This window comes from [Micrococcus luteus] ATCC 49442, from assembly GCF_010367585.1.
In the GTDB taxonomy this organism is placed as follows: domain Bacteria; phylum Actinomycetota; class Actinomycetes; order Actinomycetales; family Micrococcaceae; genus Arthrobacter; species Arthrobacter luteus_A.
In genome coordinates this window covers 1438772-1457904 of the sequence record NZ_JAAAXP010000001.1, presented here as the reverse complement: position 1 = coordinate 1457904, position 19133 = coordinate 1438772, and the positions used below count along the sequence as shown (strand labels likewise).

The 19133-nt window shown below is 65.8% G+C and carries 13 protein-coding genes; 6 read left to right on the top strand and 7 right to left on the bottom strand.

What is annotated here, in order from left to right; all coding sequences use genetic code 11:
- Positions 1-7: 7 nt before the first annotated feature.
- A complete protein-coding gene (locus GUV69_RS06595) occupies positions 8-898 on the bottom strand; it encodes a TIGR01777 family oxidoreductase (protein WP_164206283.1) in 891 nt (296 codons plus the stop codon).
- A gap of 82 nt (positions 899-980) precedes the next feature.
- On the opposite strand from GUV69_RS06595, the gene GUV69_RS06590 reads away from it, so the two are divergent.
- Complete coding sequence (locus tag GUV69_RS06590; protein WP_164200797.1) at positions 981-4502, top strand: S41 family peptidase; 3522 nt, start codon at positions 981-983, stop codon at positions 4500-4502.
- Between the two features lie 100 nt (positions 4503-4602).
- On the opposite strand, the gene GUV69_RS06585 is transcribed toward GUV69_RS06590, so the two are convergent.
- The 5 genes from GUV69_RS06585 to GUV69_RS06565 all read right to left on the bottom strand — a co-directional run bounded on the left by GUV69_RS06585 (position 4603) and on the right by GUV69_RS06565 (position 10756).
- Complete coding sequence (locus GUV69_RS06585) at positions 4603-5031, bottom strand: OsmC family protein (RefSeq protein WP_164200794.1); 429 nt, start codon at positions 5029-5031, stop codon at positions 4603-4605.
- 194 nt (positions 5032-5225) lie between these two features.
- Positions 5226-5576, bottom strand: coding sequence for a hypothetical protein (locus tag GUV69_RS06580; protein WP_164200792.1), 351 nt, complete (start codon positions 5574-5576; stop codon positions 5226-5228).
- 147 nt (positions 5577-5723) lie between these two features.
- Positions 5724-7475, bottom strand: a complete 1752-nt coding sequence (sucB, locus tag GUV69_RS06575; RefSeq protein WP_164200790.1) for a 2-oxoglutarate dehydrogenase, E2 component, dihydrolipoamide succinyltransferase — start codon at positions 7473-7475, stop codon at positions 5724-5726.
- Positions 7476-7598: 123 nt separating this feature from the next.
- A complete protein-coding gene (gene lpdA, locus GUV69_RS06570) occupies positions 7599-8981 on the bottom strand; it encodes a dihydrolipoyl dehydrogenase (protein ID WP_164200788.1) in 1383 nt (460 codons plus the stop codon).
- 251 nt (positions 8982-9232) lie between these two features.
- The gene (locus GUV69_RS06565; RefSeq protein WP_164200786.1) at positions 9233-10756 is read right to left on the bottom strand and encodes a leucyl aminopeptidase; all 1524 of its coding nucleotides are present in this window, start codon (positions 10754-10756) and stop codon (positions 9233-9235) included.
- Between the two features lie 257 nt (positions 10757-11013).
- On the opposite strand from GUV69_RS06565, the gene GUV69_RS06560 reads away from it, so the two are divergent.
- From GUV69_RS06560 to GUV69_RS06545, 4 genes are all read left to right on the top strand, one after another.
- On the top strand, positions 11014-11952 hold the full coding sequence (locus tag GUV69_RS06560; protein WP_164200784.1) for a proteasome assembly chaperone family protein: 939 nt from the start codon (positions 11014-11016) through the stop codon (positions 11950-11952).
- 90 nt (positions 11953-12042) lie between these two features.
- Positions 12043-13392: an MFS transporter gene (locus tag GUV69_RS06555; protein WP_164200782.1), complete on the top strand. Its 1350-nt coding sequence runs from the start codon at positions 12043-12045 to the stop codon at positions 13390-13392.
- A gap of 94 nt (positions 13393-13486) precedes the next feature.
- Entirely contained in the window at positions 13487-14761 is a 1275-nt protein-coding gene (locus GUV69_RS06550) for a DUF4192 domain-containing protein (protein WP_164200780.1), read from the top strand.
- A gap of 242 nt (positions 14762-15003) precedes the next feature.
- Positions 15004-16323, top strand: coding sequence for an RNA polymerase sigma factor (locus GUV69_RS06545; RefSeq protein WP_164200778.1), 1320 nt, complete (start codon positions 15004-15006; stop codon positions 16321-16323).
- 185 nt (positions 16324-16508) lie between these two features.
- On the opposite strand, the gene GUV69_RS06540 is transcribed toward GUV69_RS06545, so the two are convergent.
- Positions 16509-16730, bottom strand: coding sequence for a DUF7455 domain-containing protein (locus GUV69_RS06540; RefSeq protein ID WP_164200777.1), 222 nt, complete (start codon positions 16728-16730; stop codon positions 16509-16511).
- A gap of 256 nt (positions 16731-16986) precedes the next feature.
- Between GUV69_RS06540 and GUV69_RS06535 the strand changes: the two genes are divergently transcribed.
- Positions 16987-19095 carry a DNA gyrase/topoisomerase IV subunit B gene (locus tag GUV69_RS06535; protein WP_164200775.1) on the top strand — a complete coding sequence of 703 codons (2109 nt, stop codon included), beginning with the start codon at positions 16987-16989 and terminating at the stop codon, positions 19093-19095.
- The last annotated feature ends 38 nt before the right edge of the window (positions 19096-19133 follow it).

Here is a 19133-nt window from a genome sequence, read left to right as displayed (position 1 = left end):
GCTTCGCTCAGCGGGCGGCCACCCACGCCGCAGCTTGGGTGAGGGACGGATGCTGCCACTGGAATCCGGCGGCTTCCAGCACTGCCGGCTCCATCCGTTTGCCGGACAGGAGGAGTTCGTTGGCCATTTTGCCCATGACCAGCCGGAGTGCCGGTGCCGGCACCCGAAAGAAAGCCGGACGGTGCAGCGCCGAGGCCAACGCTCCGATCAATGAGTTCACGTCCGCTTCCTGGGGGGCGCACACGTTCACCGGGCCGTGAATGTCCGAGCGTGCCAGGAACTCAAAGACGGCGCAGATGTCCGGCAAAGTAATCCAGGGCCAATACTGCCTGCCATTGCCCAAGGGGCCGCCTACGCCGAGCCGAAGCAGCGGCAACAGCCGCCCCATGGAGCCCCCCGAGCGGCTGAGGACAATCCCGGAACGGGTGGTGACCACGCGGACGCCGGCCGGCGCCTGGTGCGCGGCGGCCTCCCACTCCACGCAGATCCGGGCGAGGATGCCGGAACCCGGCGAGGCATCTTCGCGAAGCTGCGCGGACCCCGAATCGCCGTAGAAATCGGCCCCGGACTGGCTGATGAATGTCCGCGGCGGGTTTTCGAGCTTACCCATGGCCTCAACCAGGGTGCCCGTTGCCCTGAGCCGTGAACTGAGCAGCTCCCTGATCCGGGAACTGGTCCAGGGACGGTCGCCTATCCCGGCTCCTGACAGGTTGATCACGGCGTCAGCGCCGGCCAGCGCCGCCGGGTCGAGGCGGTGAGCTTCGGGATCCCACTGTATTTCAGCGGGAGAGGCGGGCTTGCGGCGAACCAGGGTGACTACCTCGTGGCCGGCCTGCCGCAGCGAAGCTGACAACGGGGTCCCGATCAGGCCGGAGGCGCCGGAGATGACGATGTGCATGGTCCATCTCACCACGGCGGACACCCTGACGGAACCGTACTACCTCCCGTCGACGTCAGCGCAGGTTGACTATGATCGAACGATGACTTCTTCGAGCTACTTCCGATTTCCGCATGTCCACGGCGATCTGGTCACGTTTGTGGCGGAGGACGACGTCTGGATTGCGCCCCTCAGCGGTGGCCGGGCGTGGCGTGTTTCTTCCCTGCAGCTGCCCGCCCGCAACCCGCGCTTCACGCCTGACGGCAAGCGTCTCGTCTGGACTGTCATCCAGGGCACCGCGCCGGAAGTCGTATCGGCGGAAGTGGATGGCGGCGGCTACCGGCAGCTGACCTATTTCGGCCACAGCAGCACCAGGGTCAAGGGCTTCACCGCCGGCGGCGACGTGGTGGTGACCAGTGCCTTCCGTCAGGCCGAGAGCCGGCACACATATGCCTACACCGTCCCCGTTGACGGCGGCTGGGCTGAGGAACTCCCGTTCGGGCCTGTCGAGTCAGTGGCGTTCGGCCCCGAAGTCGGCGACGAGCGTCCGGTTGTCCTGGCCAGTGTTCTCTCGCGCGAACCTGCCTGGTGGAAGCGGTACCGCGGCGGGACAGCCGGCAAGCTCTGGATTGATGCCGACGGAAACGGCGAGTTCGAACGGCTTGTTCCTGAGCTGGAGGGAAACCTTACCGATCCCCTATGGGTTGGCGGCCGGATCGCGTTCCTGTCAGACCACGAAGGGTACGGAAATCTTTACTCCGTGCTTCCCGGCGGCAGCGACCTGCGCCGCCACACTGACCACGAGGACTTCTACGTCAGGCACGCCGCCAGCGACGGCGAGCGGGTTATCTTCGAATCCGCGGGTGAGCTCTGGGTCCTGAACGATCTCTCGTCGGATGCGGTGCGGCTGGACATCACCCTGGGCTCGGCCTCGCAATCACGGCGCCCGGCCCTTCTGAAAGCAGCCAGGCATCTGGGCGAGGCCGTTCCCGACGCCGGCGGTTCCGCCAGTGCCGTAGAGGCCCACGGCACCGTGCACTGGATCCGGCACAAGGACGGCCCCTCCCGCATTGTGGAGGCCACACCCGGCGTCCGGGCACGGCTGCCCCGGCCGGTCGATGGCGGCCGGCTCGCCTATGTGGCCGACCACGACGGCGTGGAGGCCATCTACATCAAGGAAATCGCGGCGGAAGTTACCGTCCCGGCAACTACTGCTGCACTCGCTCCTGCCGGCACAGCATCTCCGAACGCAGCACCCGGTACGGCCCGGACCGAGGCTCCGGCCGGCCACCAGGCGGCGGCACTGCCCCGGCCGGTGCCTGCCGCGGGCAAGGCAGCTGTGGCGACTGCCGACGTCGTGGTCCCGGTGGCCGGCGACGCGGACTCAGACGATGCCGCCGCTGAGTCCGGTGCGGTGGCTGTTCGCCAGGCCACCGGCGCCGCCGCTGCCGACGTACAGCGACCTGAAACCACCCGCATCGCCTTCCCCAAGCCGACACGGGCCAGCGCACTGGAAGCAAGCCCGGACGGCAAGTGGCTGGCCGTGGGAACCTCCTTCGGCGATGTGTATGTGGCGAACACGTCAACGGGCGTGCTGTCGCTGGTCACCAGCATCGGCGAGGGAACCATTGAGGAACTGGCATGGTCGCCGGACTCGCAGTGGCTGGCCTGGTCTGAGCCGGTCACGTCGTTCGGTTCCAGGAGCCGGCTGCGGCTGGCCAGCGTCACGGAACCAGGCGGCAGCCCGGTGGAGGTCACCGACGGCCGCTTCTGCGACCAGTCGCCGAGCTTCACGCCCGACGGAAAATTCCTGGCCTTCCTGTCCAACCGCAGCTTCGACCCTGTTTATGACGGCCACTCGTTTGACCTGTCTTTCCCGAGCCCTATCAAGCCGTACCTCGTGGCACTTGCAGCCACCACGCCTTCGCCCTTTGGCCCGGCAGTGGACCTGGCGCCCGCCGCAGGCATCGACGAAGAAACCGGCGGGGCAGACGTTGCCCCGGTCCGGGTGGACTCCGAAGGACTGGCCCACCGTGTCATCGGTGTCCCGGTGCCGCAGGGCAACTACACCGCGCTGAGGGCCACGGACGGTGCCCTGCTGTGGCTGGACTGGGCCCTCGCGGGCGTCACCGGTGACGGCAAGGCAAGCAAGGAAGACAAGGACGCCCGCCCCAGCCTGGTCCGGTTTGACCTCGCCCGGCGCAAGCCGGCCACACTGGTTGAAGCCCTGGACAGCTACCGGCTCTCCGGGGACGGCAAGAAGGTGGTGCTGATCAGCGACAAGCAGGTCAGTGTTGTTCCTGCGGATGCCAAGGCCGATGAAGAATCAGGCCAGCTGGTCAAGGTTGACCTGGGCAGGATCCGCGTGATGATGGACCCGCTCAGCGTCTGGGGCCAGGCCTTTGACGAGGCATGGCGCCTGCAGCGCGACTTCTTCTGGGCGGAGGACATGGCCGGCCAGGACTGGGAGTCGGTCCACAAGCGGTACCGCCCGCTGGTGGACAGGCTGGGTTCGCATGACGACCTGGTGGACCTGCTCTGGGAACTCCACGGCGAACTGGGCACGTCGCATGCGTACGTCAAGCCGGCCATGGTGACGGAAAACGGCAGCAACGGCCAGGGCCGTCTGGGCGCGGACCTGGCTTTGACCCCCGAGGGCTGGGAAATCACCCGCATCCTGGCGGGGGAGTCCTCCGATCCGTTGGCCACCTCTCCGCTCACCCGGCCGGGCGCTGCCGCCATGGCCGGGGACGTGCTCCTGGCCATTGACGGCGTGCCCCTGTCCGATTCCGTGTCGCCGGCCATGCAGCTGGTGGGCGCCGCCGGGCGGGCCGTGGAGCTGACCCTCCGGAACGGGGCAGGACACGGAGCCGAGGCAGGCAAACAGCGGCGCATCGCGGTTGTCCCCGTCAGGGACGAGGAGCGCCTCCGCTACCAGGAGTGGGTCGCGGCAAACCGCAGGACCGTCCGGGAGGCCTCCGGCGGGCGCTACGGGTACCTGCACATTCCGGACATGATGGCGAACGGCTGGGCCCAGCTGCACCGGGACCTGGACACCGAAACAGCGCTGGACGGGCTGATCGTGGATGTCCGCCGGAACCGTGGCGGGCACACGTCCCAGCTTGTTGCCGAGCTGATCGGCCGCAAGGTCACCGGCTGGAGCATGCCGCGCGGCGAACGCCCCCGGACCTACCCGCACCACGCCCCGCGCGGCCCGGTGATCATCCTCGCCGATGAGTTCGCAGGGTCCGACGGCGACATCATCACCCAGGTGTCCAAGCTGCGGGGAATCGGCCCCGTGATCGGCACCCGCACCTGGGGCGGCGTGGTGGGCATCGACAACAGGTTCGCCCTTGCCGACGGCACGGGCGTGACGCAGCCCCGGTATGCCAACTGGTTTGCCGGCGGCGTGGGATGGTCCGTGGAGAACTACGGCGTTGACCCGGATATCGAGGTCACCTTCCCCCCGCACGCCTACGCCGCGGGCACGGATCCGCAGCTCGAATACGGCATCGGGGCACTCAAGGAAATGATTCAGGAGCTGCCCACGGACAAGCCCCCGGCACGGGAAGGCTACCGCCTCCTGCGGCCGGCCCCGCTCCCGGCCCGCCGGAACGGCGCCTAACCAGCGTTCCGAACCCACAGAAAAGGCCCTGCCCCGTCCGGTCATCCGGGCGGGGCAGGGCCTTTTCCATGACCAACGGCGGTTTACACCGCCTGCCGGATCAGGACTGCAGGGAAGCGTCCAGGGTGATCTCGATGCTGGCGAGGGCACCGGAGACCGGGCAGCCGGTCTTGGCCTCGCCGGCGATCCGCTGGAACTCCTCTTCGGAGATGCCGGGGATCTTCGCGGACATGGTCAGGTGGCTGCCGGTGATGCCGGTGCCGGGCACAAACGTGACGTCCGCCTTCGTGTTGACTTCCTCCGGGGCGTGTCCGGCCTGGGCCAGGGCATGGCTGAAAGCCATCGAGAAGCAGCTTGCGTGCGCGGCTGCGATGAGCTCTTCCGGGCTGGTTTTCCCCTCGGCGGCTTCGGTGCGCGCCTTCCAGGTGACGTCGAAGGTGCCCAAGCCGGAGCTGTCCAGGGTCGTCTGACCCGATCCTGACATCAGGTCGCCGTTCCATACTGTGTGCGCGCTGCGTGTTGCTGCCATGTCCACTCCTCAAAGTCGATTCGAACCGGGGCGGCCATTGCCGTGCCCCGCCGGTTCCCATCCTAGGGATTCCGGTGCACGCGTGCACCGGGTGTCCGCTCTCAGTGGATTATGACTGCAGAAGGTGCTTAAAGCGCGACGGCGGCGCTCCCGGATGAGGGGAGCGCCGCCGTCGTTCGTGGTGCTGCGGGCAGTCAGTTCCAGATGGTGGCGATGGCGATATTAACCAGGGCAAGTCCGCCAACGCCGTGGGCGAGGCCCTTGCTGATGTCCTCACCGTTCTTGTACTTGCGCCGGCCGATGAAGGCGAGCACGCCGACAGCCAGGGCGATGGCGAACTTCACGCCGAGCTTGAAGTAGTTCGCGTCCATATCCAGCGCCGGGATCAGGCCCATCAGCACGATGCCCGTCAGGAGCTGAAGCATGGCACCATCAAACTGCCGCGGGTGGACGGTGGGCTGCTTCATGTTCCCGATCCAGATGCCCACGATCATGGCGGCGCCGACGATGTGCAAAAAGACCACGATGTTGTAGACGATAATCATGGGTTCAGTCTAGCCAGACCCTTCTACGGCATGTAGCAAAGCCACGCAGGCGGGTGCCGCGAAAACCGGACGGGACAACAAAGCGGGGCAGGAGCCGGTGGTTTCCCACCGGCGCCTGCCCCGCCGTCGTTCGCTAAAGCCTGCGGGTTACAGTCCCAGGTCGGCTTCGAAGGCGCCTTCTTCAAGGCGGGCCTTCAGGGTCTGCAGGAACCGGCCGGCGTCCGCGCCGTCCACCAGGCGGTGATCGTACGTGAGCGACAGGTACATCATGGAGCGGATGGCGAGTGAGTCGTCACCGTTCTCGTCAGCAACAACCACGGCACGCTTGACGATTGCGCCGGTGCCGAGGATTCCCACCTGCGGCTGGTTGATGATCGGGGTGTCGAACAGCGCACCAACGGACCCGATGTTGGTGATGCTGAAGGTACCGCCGGACAGCTCGTCCGGGCCGATCTTGCCGTCGCGGGTGCGTCCGGCGACATCGGCGATCTTGCCGGCGAGGCCGGCCAGGTTGAGGTTGCCCGCATCGTTGATGACGGGAACCAGCAGGCCCTTGTCCGTGTCAACGGCAATCGCGAGGTGCTCGGCGTTGTGGTACGTGATTTCCTGCTTGTCCTCGTCGTACGCAGCGTTGAGCTTCGGGTGCTGCTTGAGGGCCTCGGCAACGGCCTTGGCGATGAACGGCAGGAAGGTGAGCTTGACGCCGTTCTGGGCCTGGAACGAATTCTTGGCCTTCAGGCGGAGCTTGGCCACCTTGGTCATGTCCACTTCGTGCACCTGCGTGAGCTGGGTGGAGACCTCAAGGGACTCGCGCATCCGGCGGGCGATGACCTGGCGGATGCGGGGAGCCTTCTGCGTGGTGCCGCGCAGCGAGGAAGCAGCCGGGCCGGACGCTGCCGGGGCAGAAGCTGCAGCTGACGGCGCTGCCGCGGGAGCGGCCTTGGCCTCTGCCGCCGCGAGTACGTCCTGCTTACGGATGCGGCCACCGACCCCGGTGCCGGACAGCGAGGAGACGTCCACGCCGTGCTGGTTGGCCAGCTTGCGGACCAGCGGGGTCACGTAGCCGGATTCGCCGCCGGCGGCGGGCTCTGCAGCGGGTGCCGGTGCTGCCGCCGGAGCAGCAGGAGGGGCGGGTGCAGCAGCAGGAGCCGGTGCAGCAGGAGCGGCAGTCGGAGCTGCCTCTTCCTTGGGTGCGGCAGGTGCAGCCGGTGCGGGAGCCGCAGCAGGCTCAGCGGCAGGCGCCGGGGCGGGAGCAGCAGCTGCGGGGGCGGCCGCGCCGGAGCCGATGACGGCCAGGACTGCGCCTACCTCGGCGGTCTCGTCTTCGTTCACGCGGATTTCCTGGAGCGTGCCGGCAACGGGGGAGGGAATCTCGGTGTCAACCTTGTCGGTGGAAACCTCAAGGAGCGGCTCATCCACGGCAACGGTGTCGCCCACGGCCTTCAGCCAGCGGGTTACGGTGCCTTCGGTCACGCTCTCGCCCAGGGCGGGCAGGGTGACATCGTGGCTTTCGCCACCGGACGCGGCAGGGGCAGCGGGGGCTTCTGCAGCGGGTGCTTCTTCAGCCGGCGCGGCGGGGGCTTCGGCTGCGGGTGCTTCCTCGGCCGGAGCTGCCGGCGCTTCTGCTGCCGGGGCTGCTTCGGGGGCGGAGCCGCCGCCGGAGCCGTCACCGATGCGGACCAGGGGAGCGCCGACTTCGGCGGTCTCGTCTTCGGCCACGAGGATTTCCTCGATGATGCCGGCTACGGGAGAGGGGATTTCGGTGTCTACTTTGTCGGTGGAAACCTCGAGCAGCGGTTCGTCCACCTCTACCCGGTCACCTACCTGCTTGAGCCAGCGGGTGACGGTTCCTTCGGTGACGCTCTCACCGAGGGCGGGCAAGTTAACGGATTCAGACATGTCGTCCCCGTTCTCCTTATTGTTCTTTAGTGCGGATGATTGCTGCCTTGTCGAGCTTAGTGCACCCGGCAGATTGTGCCGGGTGCACCAAACCCTGATGTCTTGCGGTAAAACGGGGGGCTGTTAGCCGTGCAGGGCCTTGCCCGCCAGGGCGAGGTGGGCTTCGCCCAGGGACTCGTTCTGGGTGGGGTGGGCGTGCACGAGCTGTGCAACATCCTCCGGGTAGGCTTCCCAATTCACGATGAGCTGGGCTTCACCGATCTGCTCGCCCATGCGGGCGCCGATCATGTGCACGCCCACCACGGGGCCGTCCTTCTGGCGGACCAGCTTCACGATGCCGCTGGTGCCCAGGATGGAGCTCTTGCCGTTTCCGGCCAGGTTGTACTCCTGGGTTTCCACCTGGTCGTCGCCGAACTTTTCCTTGGCGCCCTTTTCGGTGTAGCCAACGGTCGCGATTTCCGGTTCGGAGTACGTGACCTTGGGGATGTTGACATCCTCCACAACGACGGGCTTCAGGCCGGCGATTTCCTCAGCCACGAAGATGCCCTGCTGGTAGCCGCGGTGGGCCAGCTGAACGCCCGGGACGATGTCGCCCACGGCGTAAACGTTGCCGACGCCGGTGTGCAGGCGCTCGTTGGTGATGACGAAGCCGCGGTCAATGGTCACGCCGGCTTCCTCGTAGCCGAGGTTGGCGGTGACGGGGCCACGGCCCACAGCCACGAGGAGAAGATCGGCTTCGAACGTCTTGCCGTCCACCAGGGTGACCTTGACGCCGTCGTCGTTCTGTTCCACACCCTGGAAGAAGACTCCGGTGGAGAACTTGATGCCGCGCTTCTTGAAGGCGCGTTCGAAGTTCTTGACGATGGTCGCGTCTTCGTTCGGGACCAGCGAGGGCAGGCCTTCAACGATGGTGACGTCCACGCCGAAGGACTTCCAGACCGAAGCGAACTCGACGCCGATCACGCCGCCGCCGAGGATGATGGCGCTCTTGGGGATGTAGTCCATGGTGAGGGCTTCGTCGGAGGTGATGACCTTGCCGCCGATTTCCAGGCCCGGCAGTGTGCGGGAGTAGGAGCCGGTGGCGAGCACGATGTTCTTGCCCTTGTAGGCCGTGCCGTTGACTGTGACGGTATCCGGGGCGGTCAGCTTGCCTTCGCCTTCGATGACAGTGATGCCCTTGGACTTGATCAGTCCCTGCAGGCCCTTGAACTTGCCGGCGATGATGCCGTCCTTGTAAGCGTTGACAGCGGTGATGTCGATGCTGTCCAGGGTGACGTTCACGCCGTACTTTGCGGAGTCACGGGCGTGGTCGGCCAGTTCTGCGGAGTGCAGCAGCGCCTTGGTGGGGATACAGCCGTTGTGCAGGCAGGTACCACCCAGTTTGCCTTTCTCAACCAGACCAACGGTGAAGCCAAGCTGAACGGCACGGAGGGCGGTGGCGTAGCCGCCACTTCCACCACCGAGTACCAGGATGTCGAATTCTTGCGCAGTTGCCTGATCGGCCACTTAGACGCTCCCTCGCGTGAACGATGACGCGAGCTTTGCGCATCATCTGGTCTTGGAACTTGTACTGCCGTGATTATGCCAGCAGGCAGGTTCGCTTTCATTTGTCACTACCGTGGTTCACCTTAGCGAACCACTTAACCATGCTCCACCTCGCCGCCGCGTTTGTGGCGCGCTTGTGGTGAGTGTCACGCGGCTTTGTGGCCAAGGGATCAGCCCGGTGTCACAAAGCCGCGTGAGCATGCATTGATGGCTCAGGCCGCCGCGGCAACATCTTCCACGTAGGCCAGCAGGGTCCGGACGGTGCAGCCTGTGGCCTGCTTATGCGTGTAGCCGTACGGGCTGCCGTTGTTGAAGGACGGGCCGGCAATATCAATGTGGGCCCACGGGATCTGCTCGCCGTCCTTGCCCTTGCCCACGAACTCGCGCAGGAAGACCGCGGCGGTCATCATGCCGCCGTGCCGCTCGCCGAGGTTCGCAAGGTCCGCCACCTGGGAGTCGATGCTGGTGCGCAGTTCCTCGGGCAGCGGCATGGGCCACACCAGTTCGCCGGCGCGGTCGGCGGCTGCCTTGAGCGGACCGGTGACGCTGTCGGAACCCATAACCCCGGCTGTCCGGTTGCCAAGGGCAATAAGCTGCGCGCCGGTGAGCGTGGCGACATCGATGATGGCGTCAGGGTACTCGCGGCTTGCGGCGACGATCCCGTCCGCCATGACCAGGCGGCCCTCGGCGTCGGTGTTCAGCACCTCAACAGTCTTGCCGCCAAACATGGTGAGGACGTCGGCGGGGCGGGATGCAGCGCCGCCGGGCATGTTTTCGGCGATGCACAGCCACGCGGTGGCTTTCACAGGCAGACCAAGCCGTGCGATCGCGAGCACCGTGTTAAGGACGACGGCGGCACCTGCCATGTCGCTTTTCATGTCGCCCATGCCGAGGGCCGGCTTAAGCGAAATGCCGCCGGTGTCGAAGGTGATGCCCTTGCCGACCAGCGCGATCTTCTTCGTTGCCTTGGCGGGGGAGTACTCCACCTTCACCAGGCGCGGCTGGCGGGTGGAGCCCTTGCCCACGCCCATGATGCCGCCGAAGCCTTCCTTTTCCAGGCGCTTTTCATCCCAGACCGTCACCTTGACGGGAAGGCCCTTGGACAGCTCCTTCGCCGCCTCGGCGAACGACTCAGGGAAGAGGTGGCTGGGCGGCTGGTTGACCAGCGACCGGGTGGCGTTAACTGCCTGGCCGAGCAGGCCGGCGCGCTTCAGGGCCGCATTGAGCTTGTCAGTGGCGGCCACGTCCGTATAAATAACGGCATTGCGGACCGGGTCCTTGAGTCCGTCGCTGCTGGACCGGTGCTCAGTGAACGAGTACGCACCCAGCGCGGCACCCTCGGCGACTGCTGCGACGTCGGCGGGTCCCGTCGTCGGGAATGCCAGCACCACGGTAGGCAGACCGGACAGCTGGCGCACGGCGGACCCGGCAGCGCGGCGGAGCGCCTCCTCGGAAAGGGGCTTGCCGGCGGCTATTTTGCCAACACCGGCGAGCACCAGCACGCCGGCCCCCGTTTCGGGCAGCCCCGGAAGCCGGACCACCTGGTCCGCAGCGCCGGTTACGCCCAGGGCTTTGAGGGAAGCGGCCAGGGCTTCGGCCGACTTGGCGGTCAGCGGGTTCTCCAGCAGCACGGGGCCGTCCGGTCCCTGGCCCACACCGATGACAACGGCATCGCCAGCGGCCTTCTTCAGGTCCTTGGCGAGGGTACTAAGGTTGATTTCAGTATTCTTGACCACAGGGTAAGTCCTCAATTCTCGAAAGGCTGTTCGCGCAGGAATGGATGTCTGGCGCTCGGCCACATCCGGCGGCCGTCCGATCGGGACGTAGCCGGGGTACCGGCGAAGGTCGTCCGGCAGGCCATTTGTCGATCGTAGCCGCTGGGGGCCGGGGGAGCGGAATCCCGTGAGACCTGCACCACACCGGCCGCTGGAATGCCGGACGGCCGAACAGCGTTGTACAACGTATCCATCCAAATTCTCGAAAGGAAGACGCCGTGCTTGAACGGATTTCCGGCTCACTGCTGGACCCCGATGCGCTCTATGCGAGCAACATCGAGCTGTTCCACAGCCCGGCGCTCCGCGGGCTGAACCTGGTGATGGGGTTCACCGGTTTTGCCGATGCCGGCCATGTGGTGAAGCAGATCAATGCGGAGCTGCTGGACACTCTCGACACTGAAACGGTGGCAGTTTTCGATGCCGACCAGCTCATCGATTACCGGTCGCGAAGGCCGCACATCTCGTTTGTGGAGGATCACCTCCAGGACTACCAGGCGCCCAAGCTGGCCCTCTACAAGCTGAAGGACGGGCTCGGGAATCCCTTCCTCCTGCTGGCAGGCTTCGAACCTGACCTTCAGTGGGAGCGCTTCGCACGCGCCGTCGTCGGCATCGTGGAAAAGCTTGACGTCAACCTGGTGACCTGGATCCACTCGATTCCCATGCCGGTGCCGCACACGCGGCCGGTGGGCGTGACGGTCCACGGCAACAGGCCTGAACTCATCGAGGGCATCTCCGTGTGGAAGCCCACCGTTGATGTCCCGGCGGCAGTGGGCCACATCCTGGAACTGCGGCTGACGGACGCCGGGCGCAACGTCGCCGGCTATGTGATCCACGTTCCGCATTACCTTGCCGAAGCGGAGTACCCCACGGCCGCCGTTGCCGGGCTCGAATTCCTGGGCGCGGCTACCTCCCTCATGCTGCCCACCGACAGGCTTCGTGAAGCCGGCAGGGAAGTGGGCCGCCAGATCGCTGAACAGGTGGAAGCCTCGGATGACGTGCGCCAAGTGGTAGCCCGGCTGGAGGAACGGTACGACGAGAAGGCCGACGGCACCGTCCGGCGCTCACTCCTGGCCGACGAAAATGACGAACTTCCGAACGGGGATGAACTGGGCGCCGCCGTGGAGGCGTACCTGGCCCGCGAGAACCCCGGCGCTTAGCCGGCCTGGCCGGGCCGGGCGGGCCCGGCTGTGTGTCCGTTGGGCAGACGGGTGCCCGGGTCAGAGCTGAGGCCCGGGCATAATGAGGGGGTGACTTCCCCTCGAGCCTGGCTGATCTGGACCATCGGTATCTTTGCGTATCTGGTGGCCGTCTCCCAGCGCACCTCGTTCGGTGTGGTGGGGCTTGAAGCGACCGAACGGTTCAACGCCAGTGCCTCCGCCATCTCCTTTTTCACTGTGCTGCAACTGCTCGTCTACGCGGGGCTGCAGATTCCGGTGGGTGTCCTGGTGGACCGCTTCGGCTCGCGGGCCATGATCGCCGGCGGTGCCATCCTGATGGGTCTCGGGCAGCTTCAGCTGGCGTTCGCGGACAGCATCCCCGGGGGCGTGGCGGGGCGGGTACTGGTGGGCGCCGGCGATGCCATGACCTTCATTTCCGTGATCCGGCTGATCCCCTTGTGGTTCGCGCCGGGGCGGGTCCCCCTGGTGACCCAGCTGACCGGCATGTCCGGCCAGTTGGGCCAGCTGTTCAGTGTTCTGCCGTTCGCGTTCGTCCTGCATTCCTTCGGCTGGACGCCCGGTTTCCTGATGCTGGCCGGGATGTCCGGGGTGGCAGTGGTCCTGGTGGCAGTGCTCCTGAAGGACCACCCGCCCGGAACCGAGACCCCGGATGTCCAGCGCGGCCTGCGGGCCACCGGCGTTTCGCTCGCCAGCGCCTGGCGCCAGCCGGGGACACGGCTGGGCATGTGGAGCCACTTCACCATCCAGTTCAGCGGGACGGTGTTCGCCATGACCTGGGGTTATCCGTTCCTCATCTCCGGTCAAGGGCTGGAGGCCGGAACCGTGGCCGGACTCATGACGCTCTACGTTGCCGCCGGACTCGCCGCCGGACCCTTCATCGGCAGCTTTGTGGCCCGGCATCCACTTCGACGGTCCACCATGGTGCTGCTGATCTCCGCCGCTACGGCTGCGGCCTGGGCCGCAGTCCTGCTGATGCCGGGCCGGTCCCCGCTGTGGCTGCTGGCCATTCTGGTGGTGGTGCTGGCCATTGGCGGACCGGGGTCCATGATCGGCTTCGATTTCGCCCGGACGTTCAACCCGGCACACAGGATCGGCACCGCCACGGGGATTGTGAATGTGGGCGGATTCATTGCTGCCCTGGTGGCGATCTTTATGATCGGCCTTGTGCTGGACCTCCTCCTGGCCAGCGGCTATTCCCAAGGGGTCCTCTACGGGCTGGAGCCGTTCCGGATTGCCCTGAGCGTCCATTTCCTGCTGCTGGGGTTCGGGGCCATCATGATGCTGGCCTGCCGGCGCAAAGTCCGGCGCCAGATGGCTACCGAAGGTGTGGTGGTTCCGCCGCTGCTCCAGGCCATGGCCCGGCAGCGCAAGGCGAACCTGGCCCGCCGGCGGCAACGGGACCGCGCAGACAAAGACTGACACTTCTCCTCAACACCGCTCTTCCCGGCGCGGGTTGTTCACATAGCGGATGTTGGCGCTTCAGCCCCGACGCAGATGCGCGAAGGCTGGAGTCATGAAACCTCCAGAACACCTGACCGTCCGGAGCCCTGAAGACATCCTCGGGTTCATTCCACATTCCCTGGGCTATTGGCCGGCAGACAGCCTGGTGGCTATGACCATGCACGGTAAACGGCTGGGGGCCACGCTCCGGCTTGACCTCCCCGGCCCGGCAACCCTTGCTGACCCGCGCGCCTACGCCCGGACTGTGCGCGACTACCTTGCGGCGGACATAAATGCCGACGGCGCACTGCTGGCCATCTTCACCAACGACGGCTGGTCCGAACAGCCCGGAACGTACCAGGGGCTGCTTGACGCCTTGGAAGCCCGCCTCGGTGCCTCGGGGATGACCGTACGGGACGCCTGGTACGTGGGAGACACCTACTGGCGCGATGCCCACTGCACTGACCTGTCGTGCTGCCCGGCCCGGGGCAAGTCCGTTCAGGCCATCCGGGACAGCATGCTGAATGCCGAGATGGTCTACCGCGGCAGCAGTGTGGGGCCGTCGCCGGAGAACGGAACCCGTCCGGTGGCCGCGGTGTCCGACGACGAACGCGCCGCAGTGTTGGCGTCGGAGGCGGCGTGGGCGGCGCAACTGGACCGGCGCCGGGGGAGCCGTGAACAGTTCGGCATCCTCCTGGACCTGTGGGAGTCCGTGCTGACCAACGATGCCGGGCACCTGCTGCCGGCAAACGATGTAGCGTTCCTCCGTGCCTCACTCAGTGTGCCGGCCTGGCGCGATGCAGTCCTGGTCATGGCTGCGGCCGGGACACCTGCGGCCTTGGCGGGAGCCGAAGCCTTCGGCATCTTCGAACCCGGCAGTGCCCTGGCGCCGGTGGGACCTGTCCGCCCGGGCCACGGGACCGCTGGTGAAGCCGACGGCACCAGCAGAGCAGAAGCTGCCGTCGCCGGCCTCTGCCCGGGCAGTGGGGACGCCGCCCGGATAGAGACCTCTGCCGGGCAGGACGTTCCCGGGTATGGCGAGGTCCTGCTGGGGCTCGAGCCGTATATTCCCGCGTGGGACAGACTGAACACCCTGGATGCCGTCATGGCACAACTCTCGGCCTACGGCGGGCTGCCGGGTGCTGCTGCGCTGACCGGAAGGGGTTGGATTGCCTGGTGCCGGGGCCGTGGATCCTACGCTGCCGCCTATCTCGGGCAGGCGCTCGAGGACGTTCCGGGCTACCGGTTGGCGGAACTCATGCTGGAACTGGTGCGGCGTGGAACCCTTTGCGGCTGGGCTGCACGGAAGGAGGCCGCGTGGCGGCGCTTCGAACCTGACGCGGCCTAGGTCCTGCAGCGTCTTGAGCCCGGTCAGGGAAAACCGTGAGACAATGGTTGCCGAGACCCGGTTGGGTCCGTGTATCAAGTGCGTGTAATAGTGCCCTTTCGGGAACATTACAGCCGCCCCGGCAGTTCTACTTGTAGACTCTGCCGGCCGTGGTCGCACCTGATGTTGATCACGGACTTGACAGGGTCATAGTGGTGTTGCCCGTATGGTGATTCCACAGACCGCCGCTAGAAAGGTTTTCTGTGACCCCGTCTTCCGCGAAGAAGGATCCCGCCGCCCAGGACTTGTCCCCTGAGGAGAAGCAGGCTGCAACGAACGCTAAGCGAGCAGCAACGCGGGCAGCCAACAAAGCCGTCAAGGACGCCACCGGTGACAGCGCCGTGGACGGCAAGCCTGAGCCCAAGAAGCGCGGGCCCAAGCCCGGCGCCAAAGCTGCTGCCGAAGCTGCCGGTAAAGCCGCGCGTGGCGCATCGGATTCCGATGAGGATGATATCGAAGATCCCGATGACATCATCCTCGAAGGCGCCGACGCCGTCGATGACGGCGAAATCGACGTCGCCAAGGCCGCTTCAGCAGCCACGGGCAAGGGTTTTGTCTACTCGGATGCCGATGACGACGATGCCCCTGTCCAGCAGGTAATGTCCGCCGGCGCCACGGCAGACCCTGTTAAGGACTACCTCAAGCAGATTGGTAAGGTCGCGCTGCTCAACGCCGAGCAGGAAGTCGATCTCGCACTCCGTATCGAGGCCGGCCTTTTTGCCGAAGAGAAGATCAACGCCGACGACGGTTCGATGGACCCCAAGTTCAAGCGTGAGCTTGAGTTTGTCATCCACGACGGCAAGCGTGCCAAGAACCACCTGCTCGAAGCCAACCTCCGCCTCGTGGTTTCGCTGGCGAAGCGCTACACGGGCCGCGGCATGCTCTTCCTTGACCTGATCCAGGAAGGCAACCTTGGCCTGATCCGTGCAGTGGAGAAGTTCGACTACACCAAGGGCTTCAAGTTCTCCACGTACGCCACGTGGTGGATCCGCCAGGCCATCACCCGCGCCATGGCCGACCAGGCGCGCACCATCCGTATCCCGGTGCACATGGTGGAAGTCATCAACAAGCTGGCCCGCGTCCAGCGCCAGATGCTGCAGGACCTCGGCCGCGAACCCACGCCCGAGGAGCTTGCCCTTGAACTGGACATGACCCCGGAAAAGGTCGTCGAAGTCCAGAAGTACGGCCGCGAGCCGATCTCCCTCCACACCCCCCTTGGCGAGGACGGCGACTCCGAGTTCGGTGACCTCATTGAGGACTCCGAGGCCGTGGTTCCCGCCGACGCCGTGAGCTTCACCCTGCTGCAGGAACAGCTGCACTCGGTGCTTGACACGCTCTCCGAACGCGAAGCCGGTGTGGTGGCCATGCGCTTCGGCCTGACTGACGGCCAGCCGAAGACTTTAGACGAAATCGGCAAGGTCTACGGCGTCACGCGTGAGCGTATCCGCCAGATAGAGTCCAAGACCATGTCCAAGCTCCGCCACCCCTCGCGGTCGCAGGTGCTCCGGGACTACCTGGACTAGATCAGGGCCACGCAACGCGGGGTCAGCTCCCGCCCGGCATTTTCGGATGCACGGGCCGGAACTGACTCCGCGTTTCTTTTGTGTACTACGGTCAGGGCCCCCACCGGGTCTGACCCGGCTTGGGGCTGAACGCAGAACAGGACCCCCTCCCGAAGGGAGGAGGTCCTGTTCTTGTGCTTGTCAGGTCAGTCGACGGCTACGGGAGCCTTCTCGTGAAGCCTGCCTGTCTCATCGTGCCAATCGGAGCTCAACGGCCTGAGCGTCGCCTCGATTGCACGGGCATGGTGGCCGCAGAAGAGCAGCTCACCGCCGGAGGTCTCGAGTACAACGCGGACGTATGCTTGAGCCCCGCAACGATCGCACCGGTCCAGTGCGTTGAGTGTGCGGTCTGCCACTGCTGTAGTCATGTCGGCCTCCTTAGTAGATCTGTATGTCTATATAACCAGCATTCGTATCAAACCCATTGCAAGGACGGGTCAAGTTCGCTGTCCGCGTAGCCACAAGAACGTCTCAAGACTCAGGTTTGTGTCACGGAACCATTACGAGTGGCCCTGCCCACAGCCTCGGTGAGGTGTGGCAGGAGGCTCCCCGCTGCCGCTCCGACTAGGCTTGAACGTGCGTCCGCAGCGCCAGATGTTCCGTCACTGAAGGAGTTCACAACCCGTGGCACCAAGTTCTGATTACACCGCCCGGCACCTTTCTGTCCTGGAAGGCCTCGAAGCCGTCCGCAAGCGCCCCGGCATGTACATCGGCTCCACCGACTCCCGCGGCCTGATGCACTGCCTGTGGGAGATCATCGACAACTCTGTGGATGAAGCGCTGGCGGGCTTCGGTCACGACATCAAAATCATCCTGCACGCGGACAACTCGGTGGAAATCCACGACGACGGCCGTGGCATTCCCGTGGACGTGGAACCCAAGACGGGCCTTACCGGCGTCGAGGTGGTCTTCACGAAGCTGCACGCCGGCGGCAAGTTTGGCGGCGGCTCCTATACCGCCTCCGGCGGCCTGCACGGCGTAGGTGCCTCCGTGGTTAACGCGCTGTCCGCCCGCCTCGACGTCGAGGTGGACCGCGGCAGCAAGACCTACAAGATGTCCTTCCGGCGCGGTGAACCCGGACGCTTCCAGGACCAGGGCAGCAAGATTGACCCGGCAGCGGTGTTTGCCCCGTTCGTGGACGGCTCCGTGCTCGACGTGGTGGGCAAGGCCAAACGGGGCGTGACCGGAACGCGGATCCGCTACTGGGCAGACCGCCAGATCTTCACCCCTGACGCGAAGTTCTCGTATGACGAACTTGCTGCCCGGGCACGGCAGACGTCCTTCCTGGTGCCGGGCCTCAAGCTGACTGTCCGCGATGAGCGCCGGCTCGCCGGCACCCCCGGCGAAGCGGGTCCCCACGAGGAGGTTTTCCACCACGACGGCGGCATCTCCGAATTTGTCGAATTCCTCGCCGCCGATCCCGCCGTCACCGACGTCTGGCGGCTCCACGGTTCAGGGAAGTTCAAGGAAACCGTCCCGGTCCTCGATGAGCGCGGCCACAGCCAGCTCGCCGAAGTGGAGCGCGACTGCGAAGTGGATGTGGCCCTGCGCTGGGGCATCGGCTATGACAGCACGGTCCGCACCTTTGTGAACATCATTTCCACCCCCAAGGGCGGAACCCACCAGTCGGGCTTCGAGCAGGCCCTGGTCAAGACCTTCCGTAAAGCGGTGGAGGCCAATGCCCGCAAGCTCAAGGCGGGCAACGACAAAATCGAGAAGGATGACATCTTCGCGGGGCTAACGGCAGTCCTGACCGTCCGCCTGGCCGAGCCGCAGTTCGAAGGTCAAACCAAGGAAATCCTCGGCACCTCCGCTGTGCGGGCCATCGTGTCGAAGGTGGTGGAGCGGGAGATCACGGCGAAGCTGAATTCCGCCAACCGCAACGACAAGGCCCACTCGGCGCTGCTGCTCGAAAAGATCGTCAGCGAGATGAAGTCCCGCATTTCCGCGCGCGTCCACAAGGAGACCCAACGGCGCAAGAATGCACTGGAAACGTCCTCCATGCCCACCAAGCTCGCTGACTGCCGGACGGACGACGTCGAACGCTCCGAGCTGTTCATCGTCGAAGGTGACTCAGCGCTGGGTACGGCCAAGCTGGCCCGGTCCTCGGACTTCCAGGCTTTGCTGCCCATCCGCGGCAAGATCCTGAATGTCCAGAAGGCTTCCGTGGGGGACATGCTCTCCAACGCGGAATGCGCGGCCCTGATCCAGGTGGTGGGTGCTGGTTCGGGCCGCAGTTTCGACATCAGCGCCGCACGGTACGGCAAGGTCATTCTGATGACCGACGCCGACGTCGACGGCGCCCACATCCGGACGCTGCTGCTGACCCTGTTCTTCCGGTACATGCGGCCGATGATCGACGAGGGCCGCGTTTTCGCCGCCGTCCCGCCGCTGCACCGGGTTGAAGTGATCAACGCGGGCCAGAAAGCCAACGAGATGATCTACACCTACTCCGAGGCCGAACTTCATGTGCTGCTGGCCCGGCTCGCCAAGGAAGGCAAGCGCTACAAGGAACCGATCCAGCGGTACAAGGGCCTGGGTGAAATGGATGCGGAACAGCTCGCGGAGACCACCATGGATCCGCGCCACCGGACCCTGCGCAAGGTGGGCATCGAGAACGCCAAGCACGCAGAGGACACGTTTGACCTGCTGATGGGCTCGGACGTCGCCCCGCGCAAGGACTTCATCATCGCCGGTGCCTCCAGCCTGGACCGGGAACGCATCGACGCCTGACCGGCGGCAGGGTCAGCCTGATCCATCGACTGCTCCGC

What these genes read in the sequence shown, in the direction of transcription:
- GUV69_RS06540 (WP_164200777.1), bottom strand. Translation starts at nt 16,730, where the DNA reads ATGACTACAGCAGTGGCAGACCGCACACTCAACGCACTGGACCGGTGC.
- GUV69_RS06590 (WP_164200797.1), top strand. Translation starts at nt 981, where the DNA reads ATGACTTCTTCGAGCTACTTCCGATTTCCGCATGTCCACGGCGATCTG.
- GUV69_RS06585 (WP_164200794.1), bottom strand. Translation starts at nt 5,031, where the DNA reads ATGGCAGCAACACGCAGCGCGCACACAGTATGGAACGGCGACCTGATG.
- sucB (WP_164200790.1), bottom strand. Translation starts at nt 7,475, where the DNA reads ATGTCTGAATCCGTTAACTTGCCCGCCCTCGGTGAGAGCGTCACCGAA.
- GUV69_RS06580 (WP_164200792.1), bottom strand. Translation starts at nt 5,576, where the DNA reads ATGATTATCGTCTACAACATCGTGGTCTTTTTGCACATCGTCGGCGCC.
- GUV69_RS06595 (WP_164206283.1), bottom strand. Translation starts at nt 898, where the DNA reads ATGCACATCGTCATCTCCGGCGCCTCCGGCCTGATCGGGACCCCGTTG.
- GUV69_RS06550 (WP_164200780.1), top strand. Translation starts at nt 13,487, where the DNA reads ATGAAACCTCCAGAACACCTGACCGTCCGGAGCCCTGAAGACATCCTC.